The sequence below is a fragment of the Pseudanabaena sp. lw0831 genome (genome assembly GCF_016584665.1).
Taxonomy (GTDB): Bacteria; Cyanobacteriota; Cyanobacteriia; order Pseudanabaenales; family Pseudanabaenaceae; genus Pseudanabaena.
On sequence record NZ_BBJB01000029.1, the window covers coordinates 16961 to 38649 of the forward strand.

28 protein-coding genes and 1 tRNA gene are annotated in these 21689 nt (G+C 41.9%); 17 read left to right on the top strand and 12 right to left on the bottom strand.

Annotation, left to right across the window (positions count from 1 at the left end):
- Nucleotides 1–11: 11 nt before the first annotated feature.
- Nucleotides 12–1325, top strand: coding sequence for a CCA tRNA nucleotidyltransferase (locus tag APA_RS05700; RefSeq protein WP_201321345.1), 1314 nt, complete (start codon nucleotides 12–14; stop codon nucleotides 1323–1325).
- Between the two features lie 124 nt (nucleotides 1326–1449).
- On the top strand, nucleotides 1450–2718 hold the full coding sequence (locus APA_RS05705) for a site-2 protease family protein (protein WP_201321346.1): 1269 nt from the start codon (nucleotides 1450–1452) through the stop codon (nucleotides 2716–2718).
- A 49-nt stretch (nucleotides 2719–2767) separates the two neighbouring features.
- On the opposite strand, the gene APA_RS05710 is transcribed toward APA_RS05705, so the two are convergent.
- The 3 genes from APA_RS05710 to APA_RS05720 all read right to left on the bottom strand — a co-directional run bounded on the left by APA_RS05710 (nucleotide 2768) and on the right by APA_RS05720 (nucleotide 5741).
- On the bottom strand, nucleotides 2768–4237 hold the full coding sequence (locus APA_RS05710; RefSeq protein ID WP_201321347.1) for a hypothetical protein: 1470 nt from the start codon (nucleotides 4235–4237) through the stop codon (nucleotides 2768–2770).
- A gap of 295 nt (nucleotides 4238–4532) precedes the next feature.
- Nucleotides 4533–4754 (bottom strand): Calvin cycle protein CP12, encoded by a 222-nt coding sequence (locus APA_RS05715; RefSeq protein WP_201321348.1) that lies wholly within the window; start codon nucleotides 4752–4754, stop codon nucleotides 4533–4535.
- A 90-nt stretch (nucleotides 4755–4844) separates the two neighbouring features.
- The gene (locus APA_RS05720; protein WP_201321349.1) at nucleotides 4845–5741 is read right to left on the bottom strand and encodes a 4-hydroxybenzoate solanesyltransferase; all 897 of its coding nucleotides are present in this window, start codon (nucleotides 5739–5741) and stop codon (nucleotides 4845–4847) included.
- 190 nt (nucleotides 5742–5931) lie between these two features.
- Between APA_RS05720 and APA_RS05725 the strand changes: the two genes are divergently transcribed.
- Both APA_RS05725 and APA_RS05730 read left to right on the top strand, forming a co-directional pair.
- Complete coding sequence (locus APA_RS05725; protein WP_201321350.1) at nucleotides 5932–6420, top strand: hypothetical protein; 489 nt, start codon at nucleotides 5932–5934, stop codon at nucleotides 6418–6420.
- 55 nt (nucleotides 6421–6475) lie between these two features.
- Nucleotides 6476–6548, top strand: a tRNA-Ala gene (locus APA_RS05730).
- A 304-nt stretch (nucleotides 6549–6852) separates the two neighbouring features.
- Here APA_RS05730 and hisC read toward each other — a convergent pair.
- Together hisC and APA_RS05740 are read right to left on the bottom strand one after the other, a co-directional pair.
- The gene (gene hisC, locus APA_RS05735) at nucleotides 6853–7911 is read right to left on the bottom strand and encodes a histidinol-phosphate transaminase (protein ID WP_201321351.1); all 1059 of its coding nucleotides are present in this window, start codon (nucleotides 7909–7911) and stop codon (nucleotides 6853–6855) included.
- Nucleotides 7912–8037: 126 nt separating this feature from the next.
- Nucleotides 8038–8964, bottom strand: a complete 927-nt coding sequence (locus APA_RS05740; protein ID WP_201321352.1) for a LysR family transcriptional regulator — start codon at nucleotides 8962–8964, stop codon at nucleotides 8038–8040.
- A gap of 19 nt (nucleotides 8965–8983) precedes the next feature.
- On the opposite strand from APA_RS05740, the gene APA_RS05745 reads away from it, so the two are divergent.
- The 6 genes from APA_RS05745 (at nucleotide 8984) to APA_RS05770 (ending at nucleotide 13047) form a co-directional block, all read left to right on the top strand.
- A complete protein-coding gene (locus tag APA_RS05745; RefSeq protein ID WP_201321353.1) occupies nucleotides 8984–10045 on the top strand; it encodes a hypothetical protein in 1062 nt (353 codons plus the stop codon).
- Nucleotides 10046–10281: 236 nt separating this feature from the next.
- Complete coding sequence (locus tag APA_RS05750) at nucleotides 10282–10776, top strand: 2Fe-2S iron-sulfur cluster-binding protein (RefSeq protein ID WP_201321354.1); 495 nt, start codon at nucleotides 10282–10284, stop codon at nucleotides 10774–10776.
- Between the two features lie 121 nt (nucleotides 10777–10897).
- Entirely contained in the window at nucleotides 10898–11578 is a 681-nt protein-coding gene (locus APA_RS05755; RefSeq protein ID WP_201321355.1) for a V4R domain-containing protein, read from the top strand.
- Nucleotides 11575–11853, top strand: a complete 279-nt coding sequence (locus tag APA_RS05760) for a hypothetical protein (RefSeq protein WP_201321356.1) — start codon at nucleotides 11575–11577, stop codon at nucleotides 11851–11853. The genes APA_RS05755 and APA_RS05760 overlap by 4 nt, the downstream gene beginning before the upstream one ends.
- 66 nt (nucleotides 11854–11919) lie before the next feature.
- Nucleotides 11920–12378, top strand: a complete 459-nt coding sequence (locus tag APA_RS05765; RefSeq protein WP_201321357.1) for a hypothetical protein — start codon at nucleotides 11920–11922, stop codon at nucleotides 12376–12378.
- 12 nt (nucleotides 12379–12390) lie between these two features.
- The gene (locus tag APA_RS05770) at nucleotides 12391–13047 is read left to right on the top strand and encodes a 4-vinyl reductase (RefSeq protein WP_201321358.1); all 657 of its coding nucleotides are present in this window, start codon (nucleotides 12391–12393) and stop codon (nucleotides 13045–13047) included.
- A gap of 29 nt (nucleotides 13048–13076) precedes the next feature.
- Here APA_RS05770 and APA_RS05775 read toward each other — a convergent pair whose 3' ends face one another.
- The 4 genes from APA_RS05775 to APA_RS05785 all read right to left on the bottom strand — a co-directional run bounded on the left by APA_RS05775 (nucleotide 13077) and on the right by APA_RS05785 (nucleotide 15632).
- Nucleotides 13077–13595, bottom strand: a complete 519-nt coding sequence (locus APA_RS05775; protein ID WP_201321359.1) for a PAM68 family protein — start codon at nucleotides 13593–13595, stop codon at nucleotides 13077–13079.
- A 136-nt stretch (nucleotides 13596–13731) separates the two neighbouring features.
- Entirely contained in the window at nucleotides 13732–14001 is a 270-nt protein-coding gene (gene rpsO, locus APA_RS05780; RefSeq protein WP_103666967.1) for a 30S ribosomal protein S15, read from the bottom strand.
- Nucleotides 14002–14605: 604 nt separating this feature from the next.
- Nucleotides 14606–14731 (bottom strand): hypothetical protein, encoded by a 126-nt coding sequence (locus tag APA_RS25430; RefSeq protein WP_094532164.1) that lies wholly within the window; start codon nucleotides 14729–14731, stop codon nucleotides 14606–14608.
- Nucleotides 14732–14912: 181 nt separating this feature from the next.
- Complete coding sequence (locus APA_RS05785; RefSeq protein WP_201321360.1) at nucleotides 14913–15632, bottom strand: LuxR C-terminal-related transcriptional regulator; 720 nt, start codon at nucleotides 15630–15632, stop codon at nucleotides 14913–14915.
- 339 nt (nucleotides 15633–15971) lie between these two features.
- On the opposite strand from APA_RS05785, the gene APA_RS05790 reads away from it, so the two are divergent.
- Genes APA_RS05790 through APA_RS05800 form a run of 3 tightly spaced genes read left to right on the top strand, consistent with a single transcriptional unit; the run spans nucleotide 15972 to nucleotide 17314 of the window.
- Nucleotides 15972–16391: a hypothetical protein gene (locus tag APA_RS05790; protein ID WP_201321361.1), complete on the top strand. Its 420-nt coding sequence runs from the start codon at nucleotides 15972–15974 to the stop codon at nucleotides 16389–16391.
- Nucleotides 16372–16731 (top strand): YtxH domain-containing protein, encoded by a 360-nt coding sequence (locus APA_RS05795; protein ID WP_201321362.1) that lies wholly within the window; start codon nucleotides 16372–16374, stop codon nucleotides 16729–16731. Before APA_RS05790 ends, APA_RS05795 begins: the two co-directional genes overlap by 20 nt.
- A 43-nt stretch (nucleotides 16732–16774) precedes the next feature.
- The gene (locus tag APA_RS05800) at nucleotides 16775–17314 is read left to right on the top strand and encodes a DUF948 domain-containing protein (RefSeq protein ID WP_201321363.1); all 540 of its coding nucleotides are present in this window, start codon (nucleotides 16775–16777) and stop codon (nucleotides 17312–17314) included.
- Between the two features lie 29 nt (nucleotides 17315–17343).
- On the opposite strand, the gene APA_RS05805 is transcribed toward APA_RS05800, so the two are convergent.
- Complete coding sequence (locus APA_RS05805; RefSeq protein WP_201321364.1) at nucleotides 17344–17763, bottom strand: Fur family transcriptional regulator; 420 nt, start codon at nucleotides 17761–17763, stop codon at nucleotides 17344–17346.
- A gap of 268 nt (nucleotides 17764–18031) precedes the next feature.
- Between APA_RS05805 and APA_RS05810 the strand changes: the two genes are divergently transcribed.
- From APA_RS05810 to APA_RS05820, 3 genes are all read left to right on the top strand, one after another.
- Entirely contained in the window at nucleotides 18032–18604 is a 573-nt protein-coding gene (locus tag APA_RS05810) for a peroxiredoxin (RefSeq protein ID WP_201321365.1), read from the top strand.
- Between the two features lie 181 nt (nucleotides 18605–18785).
- Nucleotides 18786–19184, top strand: coding sequence for a VOC family protein (locus tag APA_RS05815; protein WP_201321366.1), 399 nt, complete (start codon nucleotides 18786–18788; stop codon nucleotides 19182–19184).
- 43 nt (nucleotides 19185–19227) lie between these two features.
- Nucleotides 19228–20232 (top strand): NAD(P)/FAD-dependent oxidoreductase, encoded by a 1005-nt coding sequence (locus tag APA_RS05820; protein ID WP_201321367.1) that lies wholly within the window; start codon nucleotides 19228–19230, stop codon nucleotides 20230–20232.
- 31 nt (nucleotides 20233–20263) lie between these two features.
- Here the strand turns inward: APA_RS05820 and upp are convergent, their stop codons facing one another.
- A complete protein-coding gene (gene upp / locus APA_RS05825) occupies nucleotides 20264–20914 on the bottom strand; it encodes a uracil phosphoribosyltransferase (protein ID WP_201321368.1) in 651 nt (216 codons plus the stop codon).
- Nucleotides 20915–21147: 233 nt separating this feature from the next.
- Nucleotides 21148–21459 carry a hypothetical protein gene (locus APA_RS05830; RefSeq protein ID WP_201321369.1) on the bottom strand — a complete coding sequence of 104 codons (312 nt, stop codon included), beginning with the start codon at nucleotides 21457–21459 and terminating at the stop codon, nucleotides 21148–21150.
- Between the two features lie 4 nt (nucleotides 21460–21463).
- Here APA_RS05830 and APA_RS05835 point away from each other — a divergent pair, with 4 nt between their 5' ends.
- On the top strand, nucleotides 21464–21676 hold the full coding sequence (locus tag APA_RS05835; RefSeq protein WP_201321370.1) for a hypothetical protein: 213 nt from the start codon (nucleotides 21464–21466) through the stop codon (nucleotides 21674–21676).
- The last annotated feature ends 13 nt before the right edge of the window (nucleotides 21677–21689 follow it).

A 21689-nucleotide genomic window follows, 5' to 3' on the forward strand; every position in this document is an offset into this window, starting at 1 on the left:
TAACGAAAAAAATGTATTTAAAAAATTTTGATCGCTTCTTTAGTCCTTTGCAATGGCAAATTATTTTAACGACAGCGCAGATTGCCCATGATTTAAATGTAAGGGCTTTTGCTGTGGGTGGTATTGTTCGCGATGCCATAGTTAGAGAAAAACAGCCATCGCCACCTTTACATAACGATCTAGACTTAGTTTTCGACGGAGGAGAACAGGCTGGGATGAAAGTAGCGATCGCTTTGCATGAACTTTTTCCTGCATCAAAATTACAACTCCATGAAAAATTTCAGACAGCAGCATTAATCTGGCAAGATGCGGATCAAGACTTTGAAATGGACATGGCGACAGCGCGGCGCGAGATTTATGCCTTTGCTGGGGCAAATCCACAGGTGAGTGCCACGACCCTCGAAGATGATCTGTGGCGGCGCGATTTCACAGTCAATGCTTTGGCTATAGAACTCGATCCACAATTGGGAATTAAAGGCGAAGTGATCGATCGCTTCAATGGTCTGGCAGATTTAGCCAATAAACAGGTACGCGCCATTCGTACAGGCAGCTTTGAGGAAGATCCACGTCGGTTGTTTCGAGCAGTGCGTTTTGCGGTGCGTCTAGATTTTGAGATCGCTCCTGAAACTTACTCAGAAATCATGGCAATTACTTCAAGCGGAATCCATGATGCGATCGGTGGAGCTAGACTGCGAGCAGAGTTGCTTTATACTCTTGCCGAGCCAAGAGCAGGTGCAATGTTTGACCTTTTGCAAAAATTAGGCGCATTGCGATGTATTCATCCAGATTTAAAACTACCCGCAGATTTAGCTAATTCGTTTAAGCATCAATGGCGGCGATCGCAATATTGGCTAAAGTTACTCAATCGATTAGAAAATAAAACTTATGCGCCATTGCAACTAGGCTTGGAATTGTTGCTATCCTATTTACCTCATCAAGTAGCAACGCAAATCGATCTGGGGCTAGCACCTGAACAAAAAACAAGGCAAATAAAATTAGCAGATTTACTAATAAATTTGCCAAATTTAGTAAGTATTAGCTTAAAGAATTCAGAGATCACCCAAAATCTGCAAAAATTTGATACTCAGACTTTAATATTGGCTGGAGCAAAATGTGAACCTGCTCAACGACGCATCCTTTGGAGTTATCTAACCCAATGGCAAATTGTCAAATCACCATTAACAGGTGCAGACCTCAAGCAAGTTGGCTATGCTACAGGTAAACAAATGGGCGAAATATTACAACGATTAAGATTTGCCACGATTGATCGTGAAATTCAAACTAAAGAAGAGGCGATCGCTTATCTAAGTACTTGTGCCAAATAAATTACCCAAACCCGTAAAGTTGCGCCCCTGCGGGGCGCAACTTTACGGGTTTGGATGTGTATCAGTTAAAATGTATCAAAAGCTTTCAGCGCCAATCAGTACAAAAAATTAGGACAGACATATCATGAGAGGCGGTATCCGCATCGGCAGCATTTCTGGCATTCCCCTATACATTGATTCATCATGGTTTCTCGTCATCGGCTTTCTTGCCGTTTGGCTGAGTGCTGCCTATACCAAGTTATCGCCATCTTTTTCTTTAGGCTATGGGGCAATCAACGCTATCCTGTTCTTTTTTTCGATCGCTTTCAATAAAATTGCCCATGCCATCATGTCCAAGGCACGCGGTGTTGAAGTTAACGCAATTAATATTCAGTTTATGGGTGGGGCAAGTACGGTTGAGCAGGAAGCTAAAGATCCTTTCTCTGTATTTAGTATTGCCATTTCAGGTCCCTTAGTGAGCTTAGTTTTGAGCGCGATCGGGTTTACTGCGGCTTGGCTAATTGCGGGGGATGTGATTTTTTCTGGCAATCCAAAAACTATTGAGGCATTACCCGAAAGTATTGGGAGTATGCGCACCATTTGGACAATGATTGCGCTGAATATTGCCCGAATCAATCTCATATTTGGGGTGTTTAGCCTCATCCCTGCGCTACCCTTTGAAGGCGGTCATATTCTCAAAGCAGCGGTTTGGAAACTGACAGGCGATCGCTTTACTGGTATCCGATGGGCAGCGAGATCGGGCCAGTTTTGCGGGATTTTGACGATGATTTTGGGAGGATTGGTAACTCTCAGCAGTCCTATTGGCGGCATTTTTCTAATTTTTATCGGATGGTTCCTATTTGGTAATGCAGGTGGCTATCTCTATCTCAACAATTTGCAACAAGCTCTACTTGATATTAATGCCGAAGCCGCGATGACAAGAGATTTTCGTCTAGTTGATGCCGAGATCTCATTGCGTGAATTTGCTGATAAATTTTTATTGATGGAAGAGAAAGACTCAAATCCCATTTATATTGCTTCCTCAAATGGGCGCGATCGCGGCATCATTTCGGCTGGAGCGATCCGTAATATTGACAGTAGCGAATGGCAATCAAAATCTTTGCAATCTCTAATTAAACCCTTTGATGAAATTGATACTGTCGATCTCAAAACGCAAATTTCAACTGTTGTGAATCTCCTCGAACAAAAACAATTACGTTATGTCATCGTGCGATCTCCCGTTGGCTCGGTAGCTGGAGTCATAGATCATGGAGATATCATCAAGGCTTTAGATGTCAAACTTCTTTGGCGCATTCCTTCTGAATATGTCAAGCAGATTAAAGCTGACGGGAAATTTCCTGCAAACTTCCGTTTAGTAGAAATTTGTGAACAGTTAAAGGCATCCAAACAATAAGATCAAAAACTGGGTCTAGGTCTTCGCCCCAGACCCAGTTTTTGGGCTTTTAAAAGCCAACAGAATTTAAGTCTTCTGCAAAGTCTTCCAATGTGACAAAATTAGATGAAGATTTTGAATCTAAGCCACTGAGAGTAATGGTTTCCATGTTTCCTAATATCCGCTCTATGGTTGTTGCGCCAAGATCTGGTTTTACTTGAACTGTATCTTTATCAATATCTTTTTTGTTGTTAATAGTTTCTGATTTCGCTTTAATCTGCTCTTCCTCATCCATTATCTGCAAAAATTTATCCAGATTCTGCTTGGGAATTCTTAATTTAATTGCCTCTATATCATCTTCTAAATCATCTATATCAGAGTTGTCATTTGACGAGAAATTACCAAACAAATCATCATCTACATTTGTTGGCTTTGTCTCCTCATTTACTTGCTGAATAGATAAATCCTCACTTTCACGATAACTATTCGCTGAATCTACATTCATAAAGTCATCAAATAGTGAATCCGAAAAATCAGAATTTTCAGTTATATCATTAACTATTTGAACTGATTGAGCACTTGGTAATGGCGGTTCTGGAAAATCGTCAAATAATGAATTTACAGTAAGCATTTGCGAATTAGATTCTGAGCCTAGATTAGCTATCACATCTTCAGAATTATCTTGCTCAATTTCTGGACTAGCATTGTCTAGCTCTATATCAGGTTCATCAGCTATAGACTCAGGGGTGCTTTCTGTCAAGTCCAAAGTAAGCCCTTGATGCGTGACTTCTGGCTCATTCTGATCTTGGCTAAGATCCGCAGGTTCTAAAAATATCTTAGTAACTAGACGGATTTTGGCTTTTTGCCATTGTTGGCCTGGCTGCAATATTGATAGGTTAGTAATTACTTGATCGCCGTGCTGATCGGTTTTACTCGATTCAGCGATCGTATCGAGCAAACTTCGCAAATTCGGATTAGATGCAACGGACGCAAATAAGAAGCTAGGCTGACTAATTACCTGAATTAATTCTGTAAGTGTAGTTAAGCATCGCACAGTACCAACATGTTCATCGGTGAAACGAACAATGATGTCTTGATACTCTTGCAAGTTTTGCTGGATTTGAGACAACTTCTGCACGAGTATGACTCCTTTGGGATTGCTTACAAGATTCATATTTTGACCTTGCTCGACATTAGTATCCTTGATAATCGTTGGAGTTGCCACGGACTGCTTAAGATCGTCGTTGTTGCCAAGATCGATTTCATCCTGCCAAGCTAGATAATGATTATCAGAGCGATAGGTCAGAATTTTGACACGCTTGATCTGACTGACCTGTAAAACGATCATGCCTCTATGAATAATTGTCACAACCGCTTTTTGGTTGGGGATCTGGGAAGCTTGTAAGGATATTCTCAGACATTCTGCTTCAAGTTCAGCCTCGGCATGGATGCCTTTAGATGCTAGAGATCGATTTATCAAAGATGCGATCGCATTGGGATCACCTTGCTTTGCCAAGTCCATAACGCTTAGTTGTGCCATACCCTATTCCCTATTATCTACAAATTTCTCTAGCAACTATAGATGTCCCTCACTATAGCGTTTGCCAAACTGATGAAATACAGAATTGTACCTCAAGTGATTGAAAAGCGCTGAATCCCCATAGTTGGGGAGTGTCAATTTAAATGTAACTGACAATCTGGCAAATTTGCGGATTTAGAGATAAATTTTAGCGTAATGACGATACATAAGAAAGGGGGCGCTTAGCGCCCCCTTTCTTATTGAAATTTACAGAATGCTGTTTAGTAACTACATCTGTCATCAACATTTTAAGCAATTAGTCTTCGTAAAGACGGCACTCAGCCGCATCAGGATTATCGTCACAATAAACTTCTAGGGAGTTTTTACCCTTTGACTGCTTTTGGTGTGACGACTCAGCTTGTAGCTCTTCAACTGCATCCCAAGCAGCAGCGCATTCCTTGGAGCCAGTACCGCTAACTTCGCAGGTTTCTCTGGCTTGTTTTAGTTCTTCTTGGATCTTCTCTGTAATATTGCTCATGTATTTCTTTAAACTATCTATAACTTAGATGTTAACAGACTGAGGCTAGCTAGACATCATACGTCAGGGGTATAGGAAAATAGTAAGGGTTTAGCTAAGTCCTAGAGTCGATGGGAGCATTCCTGCAAGAATAATAAAGCCGATCCAGACATTTTGACCAAAGGCTTTTTGGTATAACTCACTAGGAATTTCAGTTTGATTCAGTCTGTTACATTGCCATACCCATAATACTCCAGCCGTGAAGCAAGCAAAGTAGTGTGCGTAACCAAGTTGAATCTCCCAACCTAGCCAAATCAGGCATCCAAGCGCGATCGCTAAAAATACCGCGATCGCAGATGTCACATATCTTCCAAAAAAGAGGGCGCTAGAATTAACACCAACCTTAAGATCATCAATGCGATCGCTCATGGCATAAATTGTGTCAAAGCCCATTGTCCAAGCGATCACAGCTGTCCATAACTCCCAAGCATGGCGATCAAGTCCGCCAGTAACTGCACTCCAAGGGATCAGTACCGCAAATCCCCAAGCGATCGACAAGACTAGTTGGGGCACTGGAAAAAAGCGTTTGCAAGCAGGGTAAATGACAATTACAGGTACAGCCGCAAAGCACAGCCCAAAGCTCAGAGGACTGAGATAGGTCGATAGTAAAAATGCACATAGCCCTGCGACTAATAAAACGGCGACCCCCACTTGCATCGATAAAGTGCGATCGGCTAAAGGTCGGTTTTTGGTGCGATCAACTTGCGGATCAATATCTCGATCCCAAAGATCATTAATCACGCAACCTGCGGCGCTAGTTGCCAAGCTACCAAGGATCACCACACCCAATAAATCAAGAGGTGGTAATTGATGTTGAGTTTTGGCGGCGGCAACTGTTGCCCACAGTGCAGGCAACATCAAAATTAGTCTTCCTGCGGGTTTGTGCCAGCGTAGGAGACGCACGATCTTTTGAAATGTTGATTCGTTGTTGGTGAGGCTCGTGGTCATAGTGAATGCGCGTCAAGTCTATTGGAGTAACTATATCAAATACGACCCACGAGTCGGCGATGCTCTGCATAGCCGACTCGTGAATTTATAAGCAAAGTTGCTGATTACAAAAGTTTTCATGGTTGTTACATTAGTCTTTGGGCGACGAGCATTTCTGTATCTGCAAATTGCAAAAGCATGAGGTTTTGAGATGCGTTTAATTAAATCTATTTTCCAAAAATCTGTGGCGACTTTGTTAGTAGGGCTGTCCCTGTCAGTATGTGCTGAAATACACGGGAATAAGGCGATCGCAGAAAATTTAACGACTGGCTTAACCGATGAACTAGCCAATGACAAAACCTGCGAGGGCACTGGGGGGATTCTTGCCTATGCAGAAACTAAGGACTATGCTCTATACGTTTGTGCTGATACTAAAGATATGTCTCAACCTCGTTACTATCGGAGTGTAAACAAAAATGGCACTACGGGCGTAAAGCTCACAGCGAGAACCTACAACCCTAACCAAGGAAATTATTTCGAGTTTCATAATGGTGATTATGTATATATGCTGCAAATCCCATCTGAAAACATTAAAAATCCTGTGCTAGTAGTTGAGTTCCCCGATGGTTCAGGATACGAGCAGAAGATCACGCGCTTTTTAATGAACGGTGAAGCGCGATCTCCTATATCCAATAAATAATAAAAAGCAGCGCGAAGCGCTGCTTTTTATTTTATGTTAGTATCTATAACCTGTCGGGGAATTAGCTCAGTTGGTAGAGTGCTGCGATCGCACCGCAGAGGTCAGGGGTTCGAGCCTCCTATTCTCCATTTTTTAGTAGCAAGGGTAATCCTATGACTAGGCATTGGTCAGCTAAGCGGGGATAGGTGCTGAAACGTCCATTTCATGCCGACAAAAAAGACGCAAATACGTCGATCACGCTTTAACTGTCCAGTGCCTATGACTATTACTCCAATATCTTCTACAAAAGAAATTGCTCCATTATTTGCCAATAATGCTGCGATATTGCCAAATATTAGTTGGCAAACCTATTCCCAATTATTTCTAGCGCGATTTTAGATGTTTTTTTGCAACAGGCAGAGTCAACTGATGACAATGGTTTGGTTCGTGATTTTAGGGCTTGGCTGCGACAACAGATAAAAAATTAATCAAAGCTTGATTTTGTTCGTCAGTACCAACAGTAATCCGTAGCTTATCAGCCAGACCTTCTTGATTGAAATAGCGAACTAAAATTCCTACTTCTTTTAGCTTTAAATAAATCTCTTCAGCATTACCTTTGGGCGGTGTAGCCAATACAAAATTACCGTGAGACTCGAACACCACATATCCAAGATTTTTTAGATCGAGAGTAAGTTTAGTGCGTGAGGTTTTGACTTTTTCAGCGGAGATGTTTTTATATTCTTGGTCGCGCATAGCGGCAGTCCCCATGGCGATCGCAACGGCATCAATGTTGTAGCTATCTTTAACTTTAAATAGTCCTGACAAAAGCCGAGGATTAGCAACCCCAAAACCTAAGCGCAAACCTGCAAGAGAATAACCTTTCGACAAAGTGCGTAACACAATCACATTGTCAAATTCCTGTACCAATGGCAACGCCGAATATTCGGCAAAATCGACATAAGCCTCATCGATCGCCAAAACACCTGAAACTTGCTGCGCCAATTTACGCAAATCATCCAAAGGCACTGAATGACCTGATGGGCTATTTGGAGAAGCAATGAAGGTTACTGCCCCATTTGCTGCTACAAGTTCAGCGATCGGCAACTGGAAAGTTTCACCATATGGGACTTCGACTATTTCCGCAGGTTGCATCGCTGATAAAGTCCGATAAAGCACATAAGTTGGCATGGGATAGACAACTTTGCGATCGCGTCCTTCCGCACAAGCCCGAATCAAAATATTTAAAATATCATCACTGCCATTGCCAACAATTACCCAATCAGCTGGCACATCTAATACGTCACTTACAGCTTGACAAAATTCATGGGCAAAAGGGTCAGGATAGCGCCGCAGAGAATCGCTATCAATATTTTGTAAAGCAGCGATCGCTTTTGGTGAAGGTGGATAGGGATTTTCGTTAGTATTTAGCTTGATGACTTTGATACCAGACTTTGGCTGCTCACCTGGAACGTAGCCAGTCATAGCATCAACTGTGGGGCGAAAATAACTCATGGGGGCAAGTAAAAAAGTAAAAAGTAAAAAGTAAAAAATTTCGGACTGGCTACTTATTGTATCGCGATCGCCATAGTGCTTATACTGCTTCGCGACTAATAATAGGAACGCTTCGCGTCCCTATTATTAGGTTTTATCTCGAAATACTGGCAAAACTTCGTTACAAAAAGCCTCAGTTGCCTTAGACCGATAACGATTAGGATTACGAATTTGCAATAACATCCGCTTGATCACCACTCCGTCAATACGGACTTGTTGCAAAGCCCCCATTTGCAACTCTTTTTCGATTGCTGTTATCGATAAAAATGCTGCCCCCAAGCCAGCTTGCACCGCATTTTTGATTGCCTCAATCGAATTTAATTCCATCGCGATCGCCAACTGACGTGGATCAACTCCACTATCGAGCAGCACGCGATCGATCGCTTTGCGGATCGTCGATTGTGAATCAAGCGTAATAAATTGCAATTTATACAACTCCTCAATCGGTAAAGCTCCCACCTGAGCAAGCGGATGAGAAGTTGGTAGAATTAGCGCTAGTTCATCTTCGGCATAGGGTGTAATCTCTAAAGAGTCCAGTAAATCCGCAGGGATTTCTCCACCAATAATCGCCAAGTCCACCTGTCCATTAGCAACACTCCATGCAGTTCGCCTTGTAGAATGAACATGGAGTTGAACCGAGACTTCTGGATATTTCTTGCGAAATAAGCCGATCATTTGTGGCATGAGATAGGTTCCTGTCGTTTGACTAGCACCTATAATTAGAGTCCCACCATTTAAATTTTGTAAATCATCAATGGCACGACAAGTTTCTTGGCAAAGGCTTAAAATGCGATCGCCATAGGAAAGTAATAATTGTCCAGCCTCCGTCAACTGTGCTCTTCTGCCCCCGCGATCAAACAAAGGCACATCTAGCTGTCGCTCTAGATGTTGGACTTGCAAACTAACGGCGGGTTGGGATACATATAGACTATCGGCGGCGCGTTTGAAGCTACCCTCAGCAGCGATCGCCTTGAGAATGCGTAATTGGTCTAGGGTAAACGGTATGTCGATCATAGAAGCAGCGTGAGAAAATATGAGTCGGGAGGTTATTCAAGATTTTTTGAATTCAGCAGGAGTTGTGGGGATCTCCCTCACAAATCGCCGTATGCGTCCTTATTTCTACGGATTGGATGCCGTATTAGATCGGACAAAGCAAGCATTAGGTCAGGGAGTACTGCAAGTTATTGAGAATCTACCAGAAGGGTTTGAATCTTTTGAGTTTCACTTTGCAGGTCATATTGTTTTTATTTACAAGTTGACACATGGATTAGTACTACTAGTACTTACAGATAGCCACCTGAAGCTGGCTGACTACAGTCGGGACATTACCAAAATCAAGCATCTGATCGAGACAGATACATACAACACAGTCTCATACTTTAAGCTCTTATTAGGTTCGGTAACTCATCCTTCCTTGCCAGGTTCAAATTGGAAGGCAAACACCCCAAGCGTAAATGCTCAAGAGCCATCAACGATACAGAGATTTGTTAGTCCTGTCACTCCTCCCCATCCAGAGGCGATCGCCGAGACGACATCTCTTAGATCAGTTAACGCAAGAGTCCAAATTGACAAACAACCAAATGCCATCTCTAGCATAAGAGCAAGCACAACTGCAAGTAATGTAAATGTGCAGACCCAATCAAACACAAATAAGCCTCAAACACCTCCTACATCTGCTGCTACATCTTCCGCAAACAAGCCTATAGCTACCAATAACCCTACACAAATTACCGATAGTCCTACTAAGCTAGTATCAGCGAAAACTGCCCCGCAAGAGTATAAGTTAGATGAACTTTTAGCCGCTTTAAACAAACTAAGCCACTTTACAACCCAATATCTGGGGAAGGTCGTAGTCACAAATTATTGGAAATCTTGTCGCCCCACTTCATCTTGGTTAGCTGAGTTTGAAATAGATCGCAGTGGGCAAATATCACACCCAAAACAAACGGCGATCTCCTGCAATCCAGAGCAAACTCAGCAAATTCAATCATGGGTAGTTGCTTATATAAAACGTTGCAAACAAGTAATTCGTAATTTCGATCAAATGCTAGAACAAGACTGTCTTGATAGTCGCCAAAGGCAAATATTACTCTAAGGTTCGAGCATTAATAAATAACATGTGCAATTCAAAACCCAAAACTGATGTATCGGTCTTCGCCGACGCATCAGTTTTGGATTTTATTTAATTTGAGATCCTAATCAAGATCCGATTTTAAGCATTGCATCTAGATTAGATTAGGCAATTTGGCGGGAACTACTCTATGCGTATACCTTAAATGAGCTAAACTAATCTTTAATATTAAGGGGAACAATTGTAGAGGCAAGTTAATAATGGCTAAGCGTGTAAGAATTGAGCCTATTGCCCAAGTAGCAGATATTGCAACGAATGGTGCATTACTGTCTGGCTTAATGGGAGACGAGCTGAGTATTTTAAAAGAATGTGGTGGTCGCGGCATGTGTGCGACCTGTCACGTTTATATTCAAGACGGTATGTCTTCGCTTAGCCCAATGGGTAAACGAGAGCAGCGCACTTTAGAAGTCATTACTACCTGTAAACCCAACTCTAGACTTGCTTGTCAAGCCAAAGTGATGGGCGAGGGCATTGTGGTTGAACTACCTGTCGGTATGTATGTTCAATCAATTCAAGACATCGAAGCTTTAATTGGACGACGTTGTGAAAAACCATTACTTAGCCCGATTACTGGACAGACATTGGTCGAAGTTGGTCAATTAATTACGAGATCGGTTGTTCGTCAGCTAGAAAACACCAATTTCAGTGTCGGTGAACAATTGGCAAATACGAAAAGAGCTGATATTTTTGAGTAAAAAGAATCAGATTAATAGCTGAGCCAAAGCCAGTTTTTCATCTGCTTATTTTTTTATTTTTATTTGCTTATTCTCAAGACGAGCTTTACGTTAAATAATTTTTGGATAGGAGTATTTATTTATGACTGTTGCTGCAGATCGTCCAAATAGCGCAACTAGAGCGAAAAGAAAAAATAATCACTATAGTCTGCAAGATTTTTTGCAGCCTGATCTTGAGAAAGGTATCATCGAAGACTGGAACGGCTCAAGAAATATTCTGACCAGTGAAGATTTCATTATTGGGCTTCAGGAAGGATTAGAAGATGAAGTTGGTGAAGCTTCGGCAGCTGTCATGTATTCGATTGGATGTGAATGGGGGCTACAAGATGCATTATTTTTTACAAAATGGTTTGAGCGCGATTTTGGGCGCAGTATTCGTCAGACTAATTTGCCTTTCTTGCTAGAAACTTGGTGGTGGCCTTTTACATCACAGGGTTGGGGGCGTTGGCAAGTAGATATGAGCGATCGCAAACAAGGATTTATGTTTATTAGCGTTTTCGACTCGGCTGTAGCTCGTAGCCTTGGCGATGTTGGTAAACCCGTTTGCCACTTATATGCAGGTTTATTCTCAGGATTTTTTACTCATCTAGTGAATAAAGAGCTGGAATGCATTGAGATTCAGTGCTATTCGATGGGTGAGAACTATTGTAAATTCTTGCTTGGAGGCAAAAATCGGATTGATGCTGCTTCGTTCTGGCTCAATGAAGGCGCAACTACTCGTGACATCGAAGGGCGTTTACGCGATGGAGAATTTCTAAAATGAGTAGCTCAGACTGGCGTTTACAGCCATTACGTAACTTTTGGCAGGGTGTAAATTGGGAAAATCGGGTGATCGCCCCAATCACAAGCAACAACGGCAAAGGCTCGCCGACATTAAGCTTGTTGATGTCGGTAAGGCAATACTTTCGGGCAATTTCATGGACAGGGATTCCCGAAATTGCCGCCTCCGCATCTGAGCCGAAGCAGAGTAGTAACTCTATTGACGCAAGTAATGAAACTCTTGAAGACTTCCTTGACGATATTTCCCAATTCTTCTAAGCATTGTAAGAGAAGCACTTTGATGTCCCTCTTACTACAACCATTAACTCTCGTGAAATAAGAACTATGATGCCGAAGATTCAAGAACTAATTAACCAAGCGCAAGATCGATATCTTGCATCTGACGAACTAGGACTAATGGAAAGTTACATTAGTTCATTGCCTGATCGACTAAAGCTGTATAAACTAATTCGCGATCGCGAAATTGATATTTTGCAGACAGTAGCAGACCAAGTCCCAACAGAATTGCCCAATGTAACCGACGAAGAGTTAGAATCTGGGATTAAAAATTTAATCCTGGTTTTACGCTATAGCTCGATGGCAATGCTACTCAATGATGAAAACTTTTTAAAGCAAAGACTGCTTAATTGGTTGGAAGGGATCATGTCCATGCGCGATATGCGCCGCCTCAATGAAACCCTTTACAAATTGCTTAATCAAGGACTAAAAACTCAGTTTAGTCCCACCCAGATTTCGCTAATCCAGCCTTTGATTACCGCCGCCCAAGTCACGCTAATCTACTAGAGACAAACCGTTATGATTTCTGTCGCTGATCTCATCAAGGAAAATCGCGTCCCTTCTAATTTCTTTGACTATAACGCTTATGTCAAAGGCGATCTAGAAATTGGGCTACTAGAAAATCGGCGAGGCGATCGCCTTATTGCAGTTCCTGACACATTAATATCGTCACTTTATGCAGGTTTAGCCAAGGAAACAGGGCAAGCTTCGAGACTAGTTTTGTTTAACTGCGGCAAGTGGTGGGGAAAAAATTTTTATACTCGCTTTACTGAATCTCTCGAAGAATATTATTCGCAGTCACTTGCTGAGATGGATATGATTACATTCATTCAAAGTTTGAAAGAATGTTGGCTGACCCACGGCTGGGGAAAGTTTGAATTCGATCCTCAATACCAAGCTCAAGGATTCATTTTGGTTAAAACTTATAACTCTCCCTATGTTCGGGCGATCGCTGGCAATACTTTGCCAACTGGCTATTTAGAGTCAGGTATTCTTACGTCTTTTTTTACGAGACTAACTGGTCGTGAGTTGTTGGCAGTACAGACAACCTGTGAGTCTCTAGGGGCTAGTTGCAATACCTATATCATCGGCTTATCTGAAAGGCTTCAAATAGTTGATTCATTTCTTGCTGAAGGCTTAACTCACGAGACAATTTTGCAACGAGTGCTTAAATAAAAAAGAGACTCGCTTTGCGAGTCTCTTTTTTATTTCTTGGTATTTGTTTTTGTGGGATCTTGATTAGCTTTGACTAGTTGCTGCTGTGATTTCCAAGCGCCCCTTAAATGTCCAAAGTTGGTTTTGAACTCTTCGCCTCCCCACCAGCTACCCACACGACCTTCATCCCAAGATGCAGAGATAGCTCCGTAGCTGAGTCCCACGACTCCTATGCCTAGAAACAACATACTCAATAAAACAACTGCTGAAGTTGGTAGATCGACTATGTGTTTGCTTACAAGAAAATAGCTGACAATAAATGTTGTTAGCCCCAGCCCTGTAGGAATACCACAGAACAAAGCAGCACGTCGAGTGATACGACGATTAACCTCTTCAGGAATGCCTAGAGAATCATTACGCTTCTTGACATTTGAGTTGGTATTGACAGTACTTTTCTGAGCACTTGTTGTCGCAGTAACAGGAGTAGAAGGCGGTTTCTTAGACTCCTTTATTTTCTTACTGCGATTATTTGGCTCAAAAGGAATCCGTTCTGTGGTTGGTTTACTCACTTTTGCTCCTTGCTTTGGCTATAAAAAACCAAAATCTATACCGCCCGCTACGCGGGCGGTATAGATTTTGGTTCTGCTTTTTTTAATTATGCCGAGGTACTTATGATATGAAGCTATCGCAACTAAACTTTTAAGCCTAGCCTCTTACACCGAGACTTTGGATCAGTTGTTTGTAATGAGCGCGATCTTGATTACGAACGTAAGCAAGTAAGCGCTTACGTTGACCAATGATCTTCAGCAAACTACGACGAGATGAAAAATCTTTAGGATGTAACTTCAGATGAGTAGTCAACTGTGTGACACGCTCGGTTAATAATGCAACTTGAACATCTGAAGAGCCAGTGTCTGTGGGGTGCTTTTGATATTCGGAAAAGATTTCGAGCTTGCGTTCTTGCAACAGTGCCATGATAAAAACTTTAAACGTGTTTTGAGGTGTACGTGACATAAACTCGACACTAAATGCCAAATTCGTTGAATTTAGGCGTTACGATGCGAGCTTCCCAACCTCACGATTGGGCATTCCTAGTTGTTCCCAATGTTGGGTTTTTGCCACTTATCCAGAGAAATAGATTTACTTACTCTTGGACAGTTCGACTGCATAGGCGGTTTCCGTTTCTCAGTAGTCTCTGAGTACATTAGTATGGCGATCACCATATTTTCTGAAGGCGTTAGCTTTTAGACAAACTAGCATAACATGCTGAGCGCATGTTTTTGTACACAAACAAAAAATAACCAGCAATTCTCATTATGAAACCGATTTTGGTATTTCCAGCGCCAAAGGCGCTGGAAATACCAAAATCGGTTTTTTGAAAGCCCGCCTTAGGCGGGCTTTCAAAAAACCGATTTTTATAATGAGAATTGCTGAAAAATTACACCAATGCTTCTTACATTAATCCTCAAAATGGCAACGCCATTTTGAGGATTAAAACATAAAAAGAAGATTGGCTGTGCTTCGCGCCTCCAATCTTCTTTTTTAAGAAATAAGGTAACGCAAAGTGTCGCCTTATTTCTCAATGGGCTGAGCCATTACCATGATATTTATCGGTGTCGTAGAAACCATTACGAGTGCCGAAAAATAAGCAGCTAACGGTAAACAAAATGGTTAAGATCGGTAGAATTACTTTGAGATCGAGCATATTTTGAAATGTTTGGATAAAGTGACGCTGATTTATATATTTTAAGCCCAAAAAAATATTAAGAAGGTAACCTGCATTGGCTTTCTTAATGTTTACAGCAATTTACCCCAATCAGCTAAAAGTATCGCCTCTAAATTAAAAGCAAAAAAAGAGAGTTGAGCCGCGACTCTCTTTTTTGCTTTTAATTATTACTACCATCTGTGTTATCTACGCTATCACTGGTGGTAGGGCGATAACTTTGCTCAAAGGCATAACGTACAATCTGTGAGCGATTTTCCAGATTCAGCTTAGTCATAATACTACTGAGGTGAGTTTGGACAGTCCTCGGACTGATCTGCAACCGTTTGCCAATTTCTTTATTGGTAAAGCCTTGGACAACTTGCCAGAAAACTCGCTCTTCAGAAGGGGTAAGCGTAGTGCGAGAAACAGGAGCCGTAGGCTGCTGAAATAGACGCATATGCTCAGTAGTAGGGCGATGTGGTTCGCGTTTATGTGGAGAGAAGAAATCTATATCAGTTTTGCCAATGGTCATGCGATCGCCACTTTTCAACAAAATGGGGAAAGTAATCCTCTGTCCTCGCATAAAAGACCCATTGCGGCTACCAAAATCGACTAGGTAGAAGCTGCCAGACTCATTGTTATTGTTGCGACTCTTTGCATCTCCTTTCATGGAAGACTCAAAGCCGTCGTTTTTAGACGCTCCAACGATTTGCAATGTGGCGTGGTAGCGTGAAACCCATTTGTCTGTCAACACAATTGAATTGTCATAGCCCCGACCAATTGTCCAGAAATCTGCGTTTATAAGCGGAATCATTTGTTGCCCCTCATCTGCATGAACGATCAGATAGGGGTGTGGGTGTAGAAGTGTCACTGAACTATTAGACAACTTTGTTGTGTGCATCTCAATCAATTGCCAATATAACTTATTTATATATTGTGAGACGAGTTTAATAAATTTTGAGTTCCTTTTTTGGATTCATGGCTTTTGCTGACATATTCTGTCACGATTTCTTTTGACATTAATTTTCTGGCATTAAACTATGTTGGTGGTTGCTATACTCACTACAAGTAAATATTAACCCAAAAAAAACTGTACCGCCTACGCAGCGGGCGGTACAGTTTTTTACTCTATTTTTTAGCTATGCTATGGTACTTAAGAATATTAATGAAATGAAGCATATGCTACTTTTCTCTTATCATTACAAATCTTAAAAATTCTATGAGTTCTTGTTAAAAAACAATGATTTGGATCGCGATCGCCATACAGTTAATACTTAGCGTAGGATTGCTATGGGCTTCATGGCAGGTCTGGATACTACGGAGTGCACTCCAATCAACAGTCAAAACTGTAGATGGCTGGACTGAAGCTTGCGAAAATGGCTTACAGGGATCTACTCCTAGCCTTGAAGTTGCTCTTGGCGGAGTTGGCACGGCGCGAAAGCAATACCAAATATTGCAAAGTCAGTTAGAAAAAATCCGCAAATTATTGTCTGTACTTGTGCGTGGTGTATCCTTTTTAGGGAGTCGGTGGCAACAGTCGCGGAAAGGTGCATCGAAGGGTGCGTCAAACTCTCTAAATAATAAACCAAACGGCAAAAACAAAGGGTCGTCAGCGAGCAAGTCGTCAGGGAGCAAGCATAATGTCAAACGGCGCAGGTAAATTTTTCGGTGGATTGATCGTAGGTACTGCGATCGGTGCAGCAGCTGGTGTATTATTTGCGCCGAGATCAGGCAAAGAAACTCGTCAAGTTTTAAAGCGATCGGCTCAAGATCTACCGCAGCTAGCCGAAGAGTTAGGTTCTAATGTGCAGTACCAAGCAGATCGCTTTACTGAGCAAGCGCAACGGACTATCGATGAGGCGCTAGTCCGTCTACAAGAGGCGATCGCTACAGGACAAGAAGCTAGCCGCAAGCTACAGGAGGAATTAGCGCTATCAATGGGTGGTTCGCCAAGTAGTGCGCTCAGTGAAGGTGATCAAGCTATTGAAGATGAAGAATAAGCCCTTAAAACAGTCTTGAAAGAGTAAACACCTATAGGAAATTATGTCAGAAGCGATCTTTCTGCTAGGTTTGTCATTTTTATTGGTGGTCGTTTGTCTGACGATTCTTTTGCTAACGGCAATCCCTGCTTTTCAGGAATTGGCAAAAGCTGCTAATAGTATCATCCGCCTAGCTGACACCTTAACGCGGGAGTTACCAGCGACACTGGAAGCAATTCGGATGACGGGGCTAGAGCTAAGTGAATTAAGCGATGAACTAAATCAAGGCGCAAAAAGTGCTGGTGAGGCTGTTAAGCAAGTCAATGATGGAATCAAGGGTGTACGCCAAGGCGCATCTAATGCGACCATCGCTACCAAAAGCGCGTTTGCTGGCTTAAAAGCTGGCTTAAAGTCCCTAGGTCGTCCTCGCCGTCAAAAGCGATCGCCTTCAGATTTATATCCAGAGAACTTACGATCCAGTAATCTACCTTCTGAGGACTTAGATGACAGTGAAGATGATATATCTAAACAAGATCGGCTAGTTACCCCTGATGAAATGCGTTCCGAGGGCTTTATGGGAGATTTGACACCAGATGAAGATTAAAAATATTTGGTGCATTGCACCAAATATTTTTAAGGTTGACAGCGATCGCAGACACCATTAACAGTTACCTCGTAGCTATCAACTTTTAAACATGCACGAAGTTTCCGAAAACTTAAACCTTCAAAAGCATCCCACTCAATATCCTCAATCTTGCCGCAACATCTGCATCGAAAATGATGATGTGGCTCTACATTGGCATCATAACGACATACCCCCTGTTCCAATAAAACTTCTCGCACTAGTCCTGCATCACACAAAGTCTGAAGCGAAAGATAAACCGTTGCTTGAGATGAGGTGGGTGCATCTTGATTTAAATCGTTTAAGATCTGGTCAGCAGTTGGATGATCTAGACGCTCAAGTAAATTTGCGTATACGGCAAAACGTTGTGGCGTGACACGCAACCCCTTAGATTTCAAGATTTGCACAACCCGAGCTGATTGCTTTTGCATATAAACATCCTCCTGATTCTCGCCGCAGTTCCTGATCAAGTCCTTACAGACTAGATTTGCAGTTTTAAAATTTAGCGATCATCTTTTAAAAAATTCTCTAAGTAACTAGCCTGTTTAATCACTTGAGTTCTAACTATATCACCTCTATCTAGGAATCACAAATTTATTGAACTTCTTAAAATAACTAAGTAGTTATGGGTATTGACTAATTTTTAAATCAGAATTATTCTTAGGTTTGTTCAGATAAGCACTAAATCCAGAGAAAAATATGGCAGTTATTGAAACCGTACCAAACGTTGTTTTTAAAACTCGTGTACGTGATGAATCTGTTGAAGGCCCTAACCCATATCGTTGGGAAGACAAAACTACTCAAGATCTTTTTGCTGGCAAAAAAGTAGTAGTTTTCTCTCTACCTGGTGCATTTACTCCTACCTGCTCATCCAATCACTTACCTCGTTACGAAGAGCTTTATGCAGAATTTCAAGCTCAAGGCGTTGATGCAGTGATCTGTATTTCTGTTAACGATGCTTTCGTGATGTTTAAATGGGGCAAGGAAGTCGGCGCTAAAAATGTATTCTTGCTTCCTGATGGCGCAGGTGAATTTACTCGCAAGATGGGAATGCTCGTTGACAAATCAAATATTGGCTTCGGTCTTCGCTCTTGGCGCTACTCGATGTTAGTCAATGACTCTAAGATCGAAAAGATTTTCGTAGAACCTGGCTTCGCTGATAATGCTGGTAGCGATCCTTTTGAAGTTTCTGATGCTGACACAATGTTGGCTTATCTCAAGGGTTCTGAGGCTACAGGTGTATCTGCTCCTCGCCTTGCCTTTGTTGGTTAAAGCGCCATGCTAAAAGATAAATAACTTTTTAAAAGGCTTGCAAAGCAAGTCTTTTAAAAAGTTATTTACACCTAAGACTTACGCAAGCCTAACGAAATTTATTGAATCTTAGACAGATGTGGGTGCGAGCTTTGCCCGCACCCACATCTGTCCACAGCAATACCTTGTTGTAGAGAAAGAAATGGCTACACTAAATCGCTTGGAACATGTCAACTTAGCCTGTCATGATATTGAAGCTAGTCAGGCTTTTTATCAAATTGTGTTCCCTGAATGGCACGTCAGAGCCGAGGATCGGAATGATCAAAGACCTTGGGTTCATTTGGGTGACGACCAGTTTTATGTTTGTTTAAACCACACACCAAATTTAAAAAGGGTTCATGCAATCTATGAAAATATCGGTGTGAACCATGTCGGATTTGTGATTAACAACGGTGAAGCGATCAAAGTCCGACTGGAAGAAAATAAGATTGACTATTACACTCTTGCTGCTCCAGAAACCAAGCATCGCATTTACGTCAGCGATCCAGTTGGCAATGAGATTGAATTAGTTGAATACAATCCTGACTACAGATTACGTTAATCATATCGCTTTTAAAAATATCGTCTTGTAAATTTGCACTGCCATGAAACTCTCTAGCAAAAATCTTAATGAACGCATTGATACTCTCTACGATGCGGTCATCGTTGGTGGTGGTATGGGTGGTCTATCGGCAGCGATCTATCTAGCTCGTTATGGATTGAAGTGTCTAGTGATCGAAAAAGGGAAAGGGCGATCGCTATGGATGCAAGATTTGCGTAACTACGTCGGTCTTGATCCTCATACTCCTGGGCGCGATATTTTAAATCATGGAACCAAAACATCTTTAGATTGGGGAGCCGATCATCTGCGTGGTTATGTCGAAGAAGTAATCGAAGAAGGTGAAACTTTTGCCGTAAAAGTGAAAGTTGGTAAGCAAAATAGTATTTATCCCGTATTTCACAGTAAGTATGTGATTGCCGCTTCTGGCATCATGGACAATTTGCCGCAGCTTGAAAACATGCAAAATGTCTATGACTATGCTGGTTATACGCTACATGTCTGCATGATTTGCGATGGTTATGACATGTGGGATCAGAAAGCAGTTTTGATTGCGAATACAGAATCTCAGATCGGTGCTGCTTTTGTTCTGAACTGGTTTACGCCCTATATTTCGGTTCTGACACATGGCTTATGTACAGTTAGCGACACAATGAAACAGAAACTTGCTGAACACGGTTATCCATTGTATGAAGCTCCAATCGCTAAGTTCTTAGGTGAAAATCATCAGCTTAGTGGTGTGGAACTTGCCGATGGCAGGGTTGTCGAGGCAACAACTGGTTTAGTAGGCATGGGTTCCGTTTATCACAATCATTACCTTAAAGGTATTGAAGGTCTAGAATGGGATGGGCAGAACTTGGTCACAAATGAGATGGCGAAAACTAGCCACGATCGCATTTTTGCCCTTGGCGATTTAAAGAAGGGCTTGAATCAAGTTTCGATCGCAGTTGCCGATGGTACTGTTGCCGCAACTCAAATCTGGCGAAATATTCGTCGTGCTAGTCCACCCCGTAAATGGGAAGAGAACATCAAAGTTCCAGCTACGGTTTAAACAAAGAACCTCGCATAGCGAGGTTCTTTGTTTAGGTTCCAAACGAGCGATCGCCTGCATCACCTAACCCAGGAACAATCCATCCTTTCTCGTTCACAACTTCATCGATACAACCTGAATAGATCTGTACCGATGGAAATTGTTGATTGATTAGTTGTAGGGCTGGCGGAGCACATAGGGCATTAATAATCCGTATTAAGGAAGCATCTGCTCCTCGCTCTGTCAGCATTTTTAGGGTTGTAATAATCGAGCCACCTGTTGCCATCATTGGCTCGACAATGAAAATGTGTGTTTGCGGTTCAAATCTTTCTGGCAACCGATTGAGATAACAACTAGCTTCAAGGGTTTCTTCATTACGTACTAAGCCAAGATGATAAACATTTGCTGTTGGTAATAGATTTTGGCAACCTTCAAGCATTGACAAACCTGCTCTCAAAATCGGCACAAAAGCCAAGGGAATAGAACCATCGATCAACTGACCTGTCGCAGTTCCCAATGGAGTTTCCACATTTACTTCTTGCACAGGTAGAAATTCTCGGACTGCCTCATAGGTAAGCCATTTACCCATTTCGCTCATCGCGGTTCGGAATAGGGGAACTGGTGTATGCTTCTCCCGTGCGATCGTGAGCCAGTGACGAATAACAGGATGGGGAGGAACATATACACGCAATTGAGAAGCCATTGATTTGCTTTGGTATTCTGAATTTAGATTTAATTAATACAGTCTATAGAGCTGTACAAATTAACATCCTACAGCGCTTTTGGTTTCAGTTTTATGAATTTTATAGCCATGACCACAAAACCGATTCATAGAGATTCGGCGCTTCGCGCCGAATCTCTATGAATACGTAAGTACTATAAATAGCTAATTGCAAAAAGTCAGCTTTAATCTATAATTCCGATTTATCATCTAAGTCAGACATTTAAGGAAATTTTTATGAAAAAATATTTTTTGTGTAATCTAGCGATCGCAGTTAGTCTTTCGGGTGCTGGTGTTTCTTGTACATCCAGCACCCCAACTTCAACTACTTCTAGCGCGACCGTATCTGCAACTCCTACTGCAACACCTACTGTTGCCTCAAAACCTTCTGCTTCACCAACTCCATCAGCAACTGCAACCGCTAAACCTTCTGAACCTACTGCATCCGCATCCCCTAAAATCGAAAAGCCTTCTGATACAGTAAGGATTGCAGTTGTGAACAACAGTGGAAAAGTCTTGAAATCCATCTACATGTCTGCACCCAAAAAAGAAGATTGGGGCGATAATGAGCTTGATGCCCCGCTTAAAGATCGCGAAAAAGCTGATTTTGAGTGGAAACGTTCAGATTATAAAGGTGATGATGCTGGATGCATTTTCGATATTAGAGCTGAGTATGATGACGGAAAATTTGCCGAGCTAGATCCGATTGATGTTTGTAAAACCCCTGCAATTAACTTGAAATAGACAAAAGTTAGAG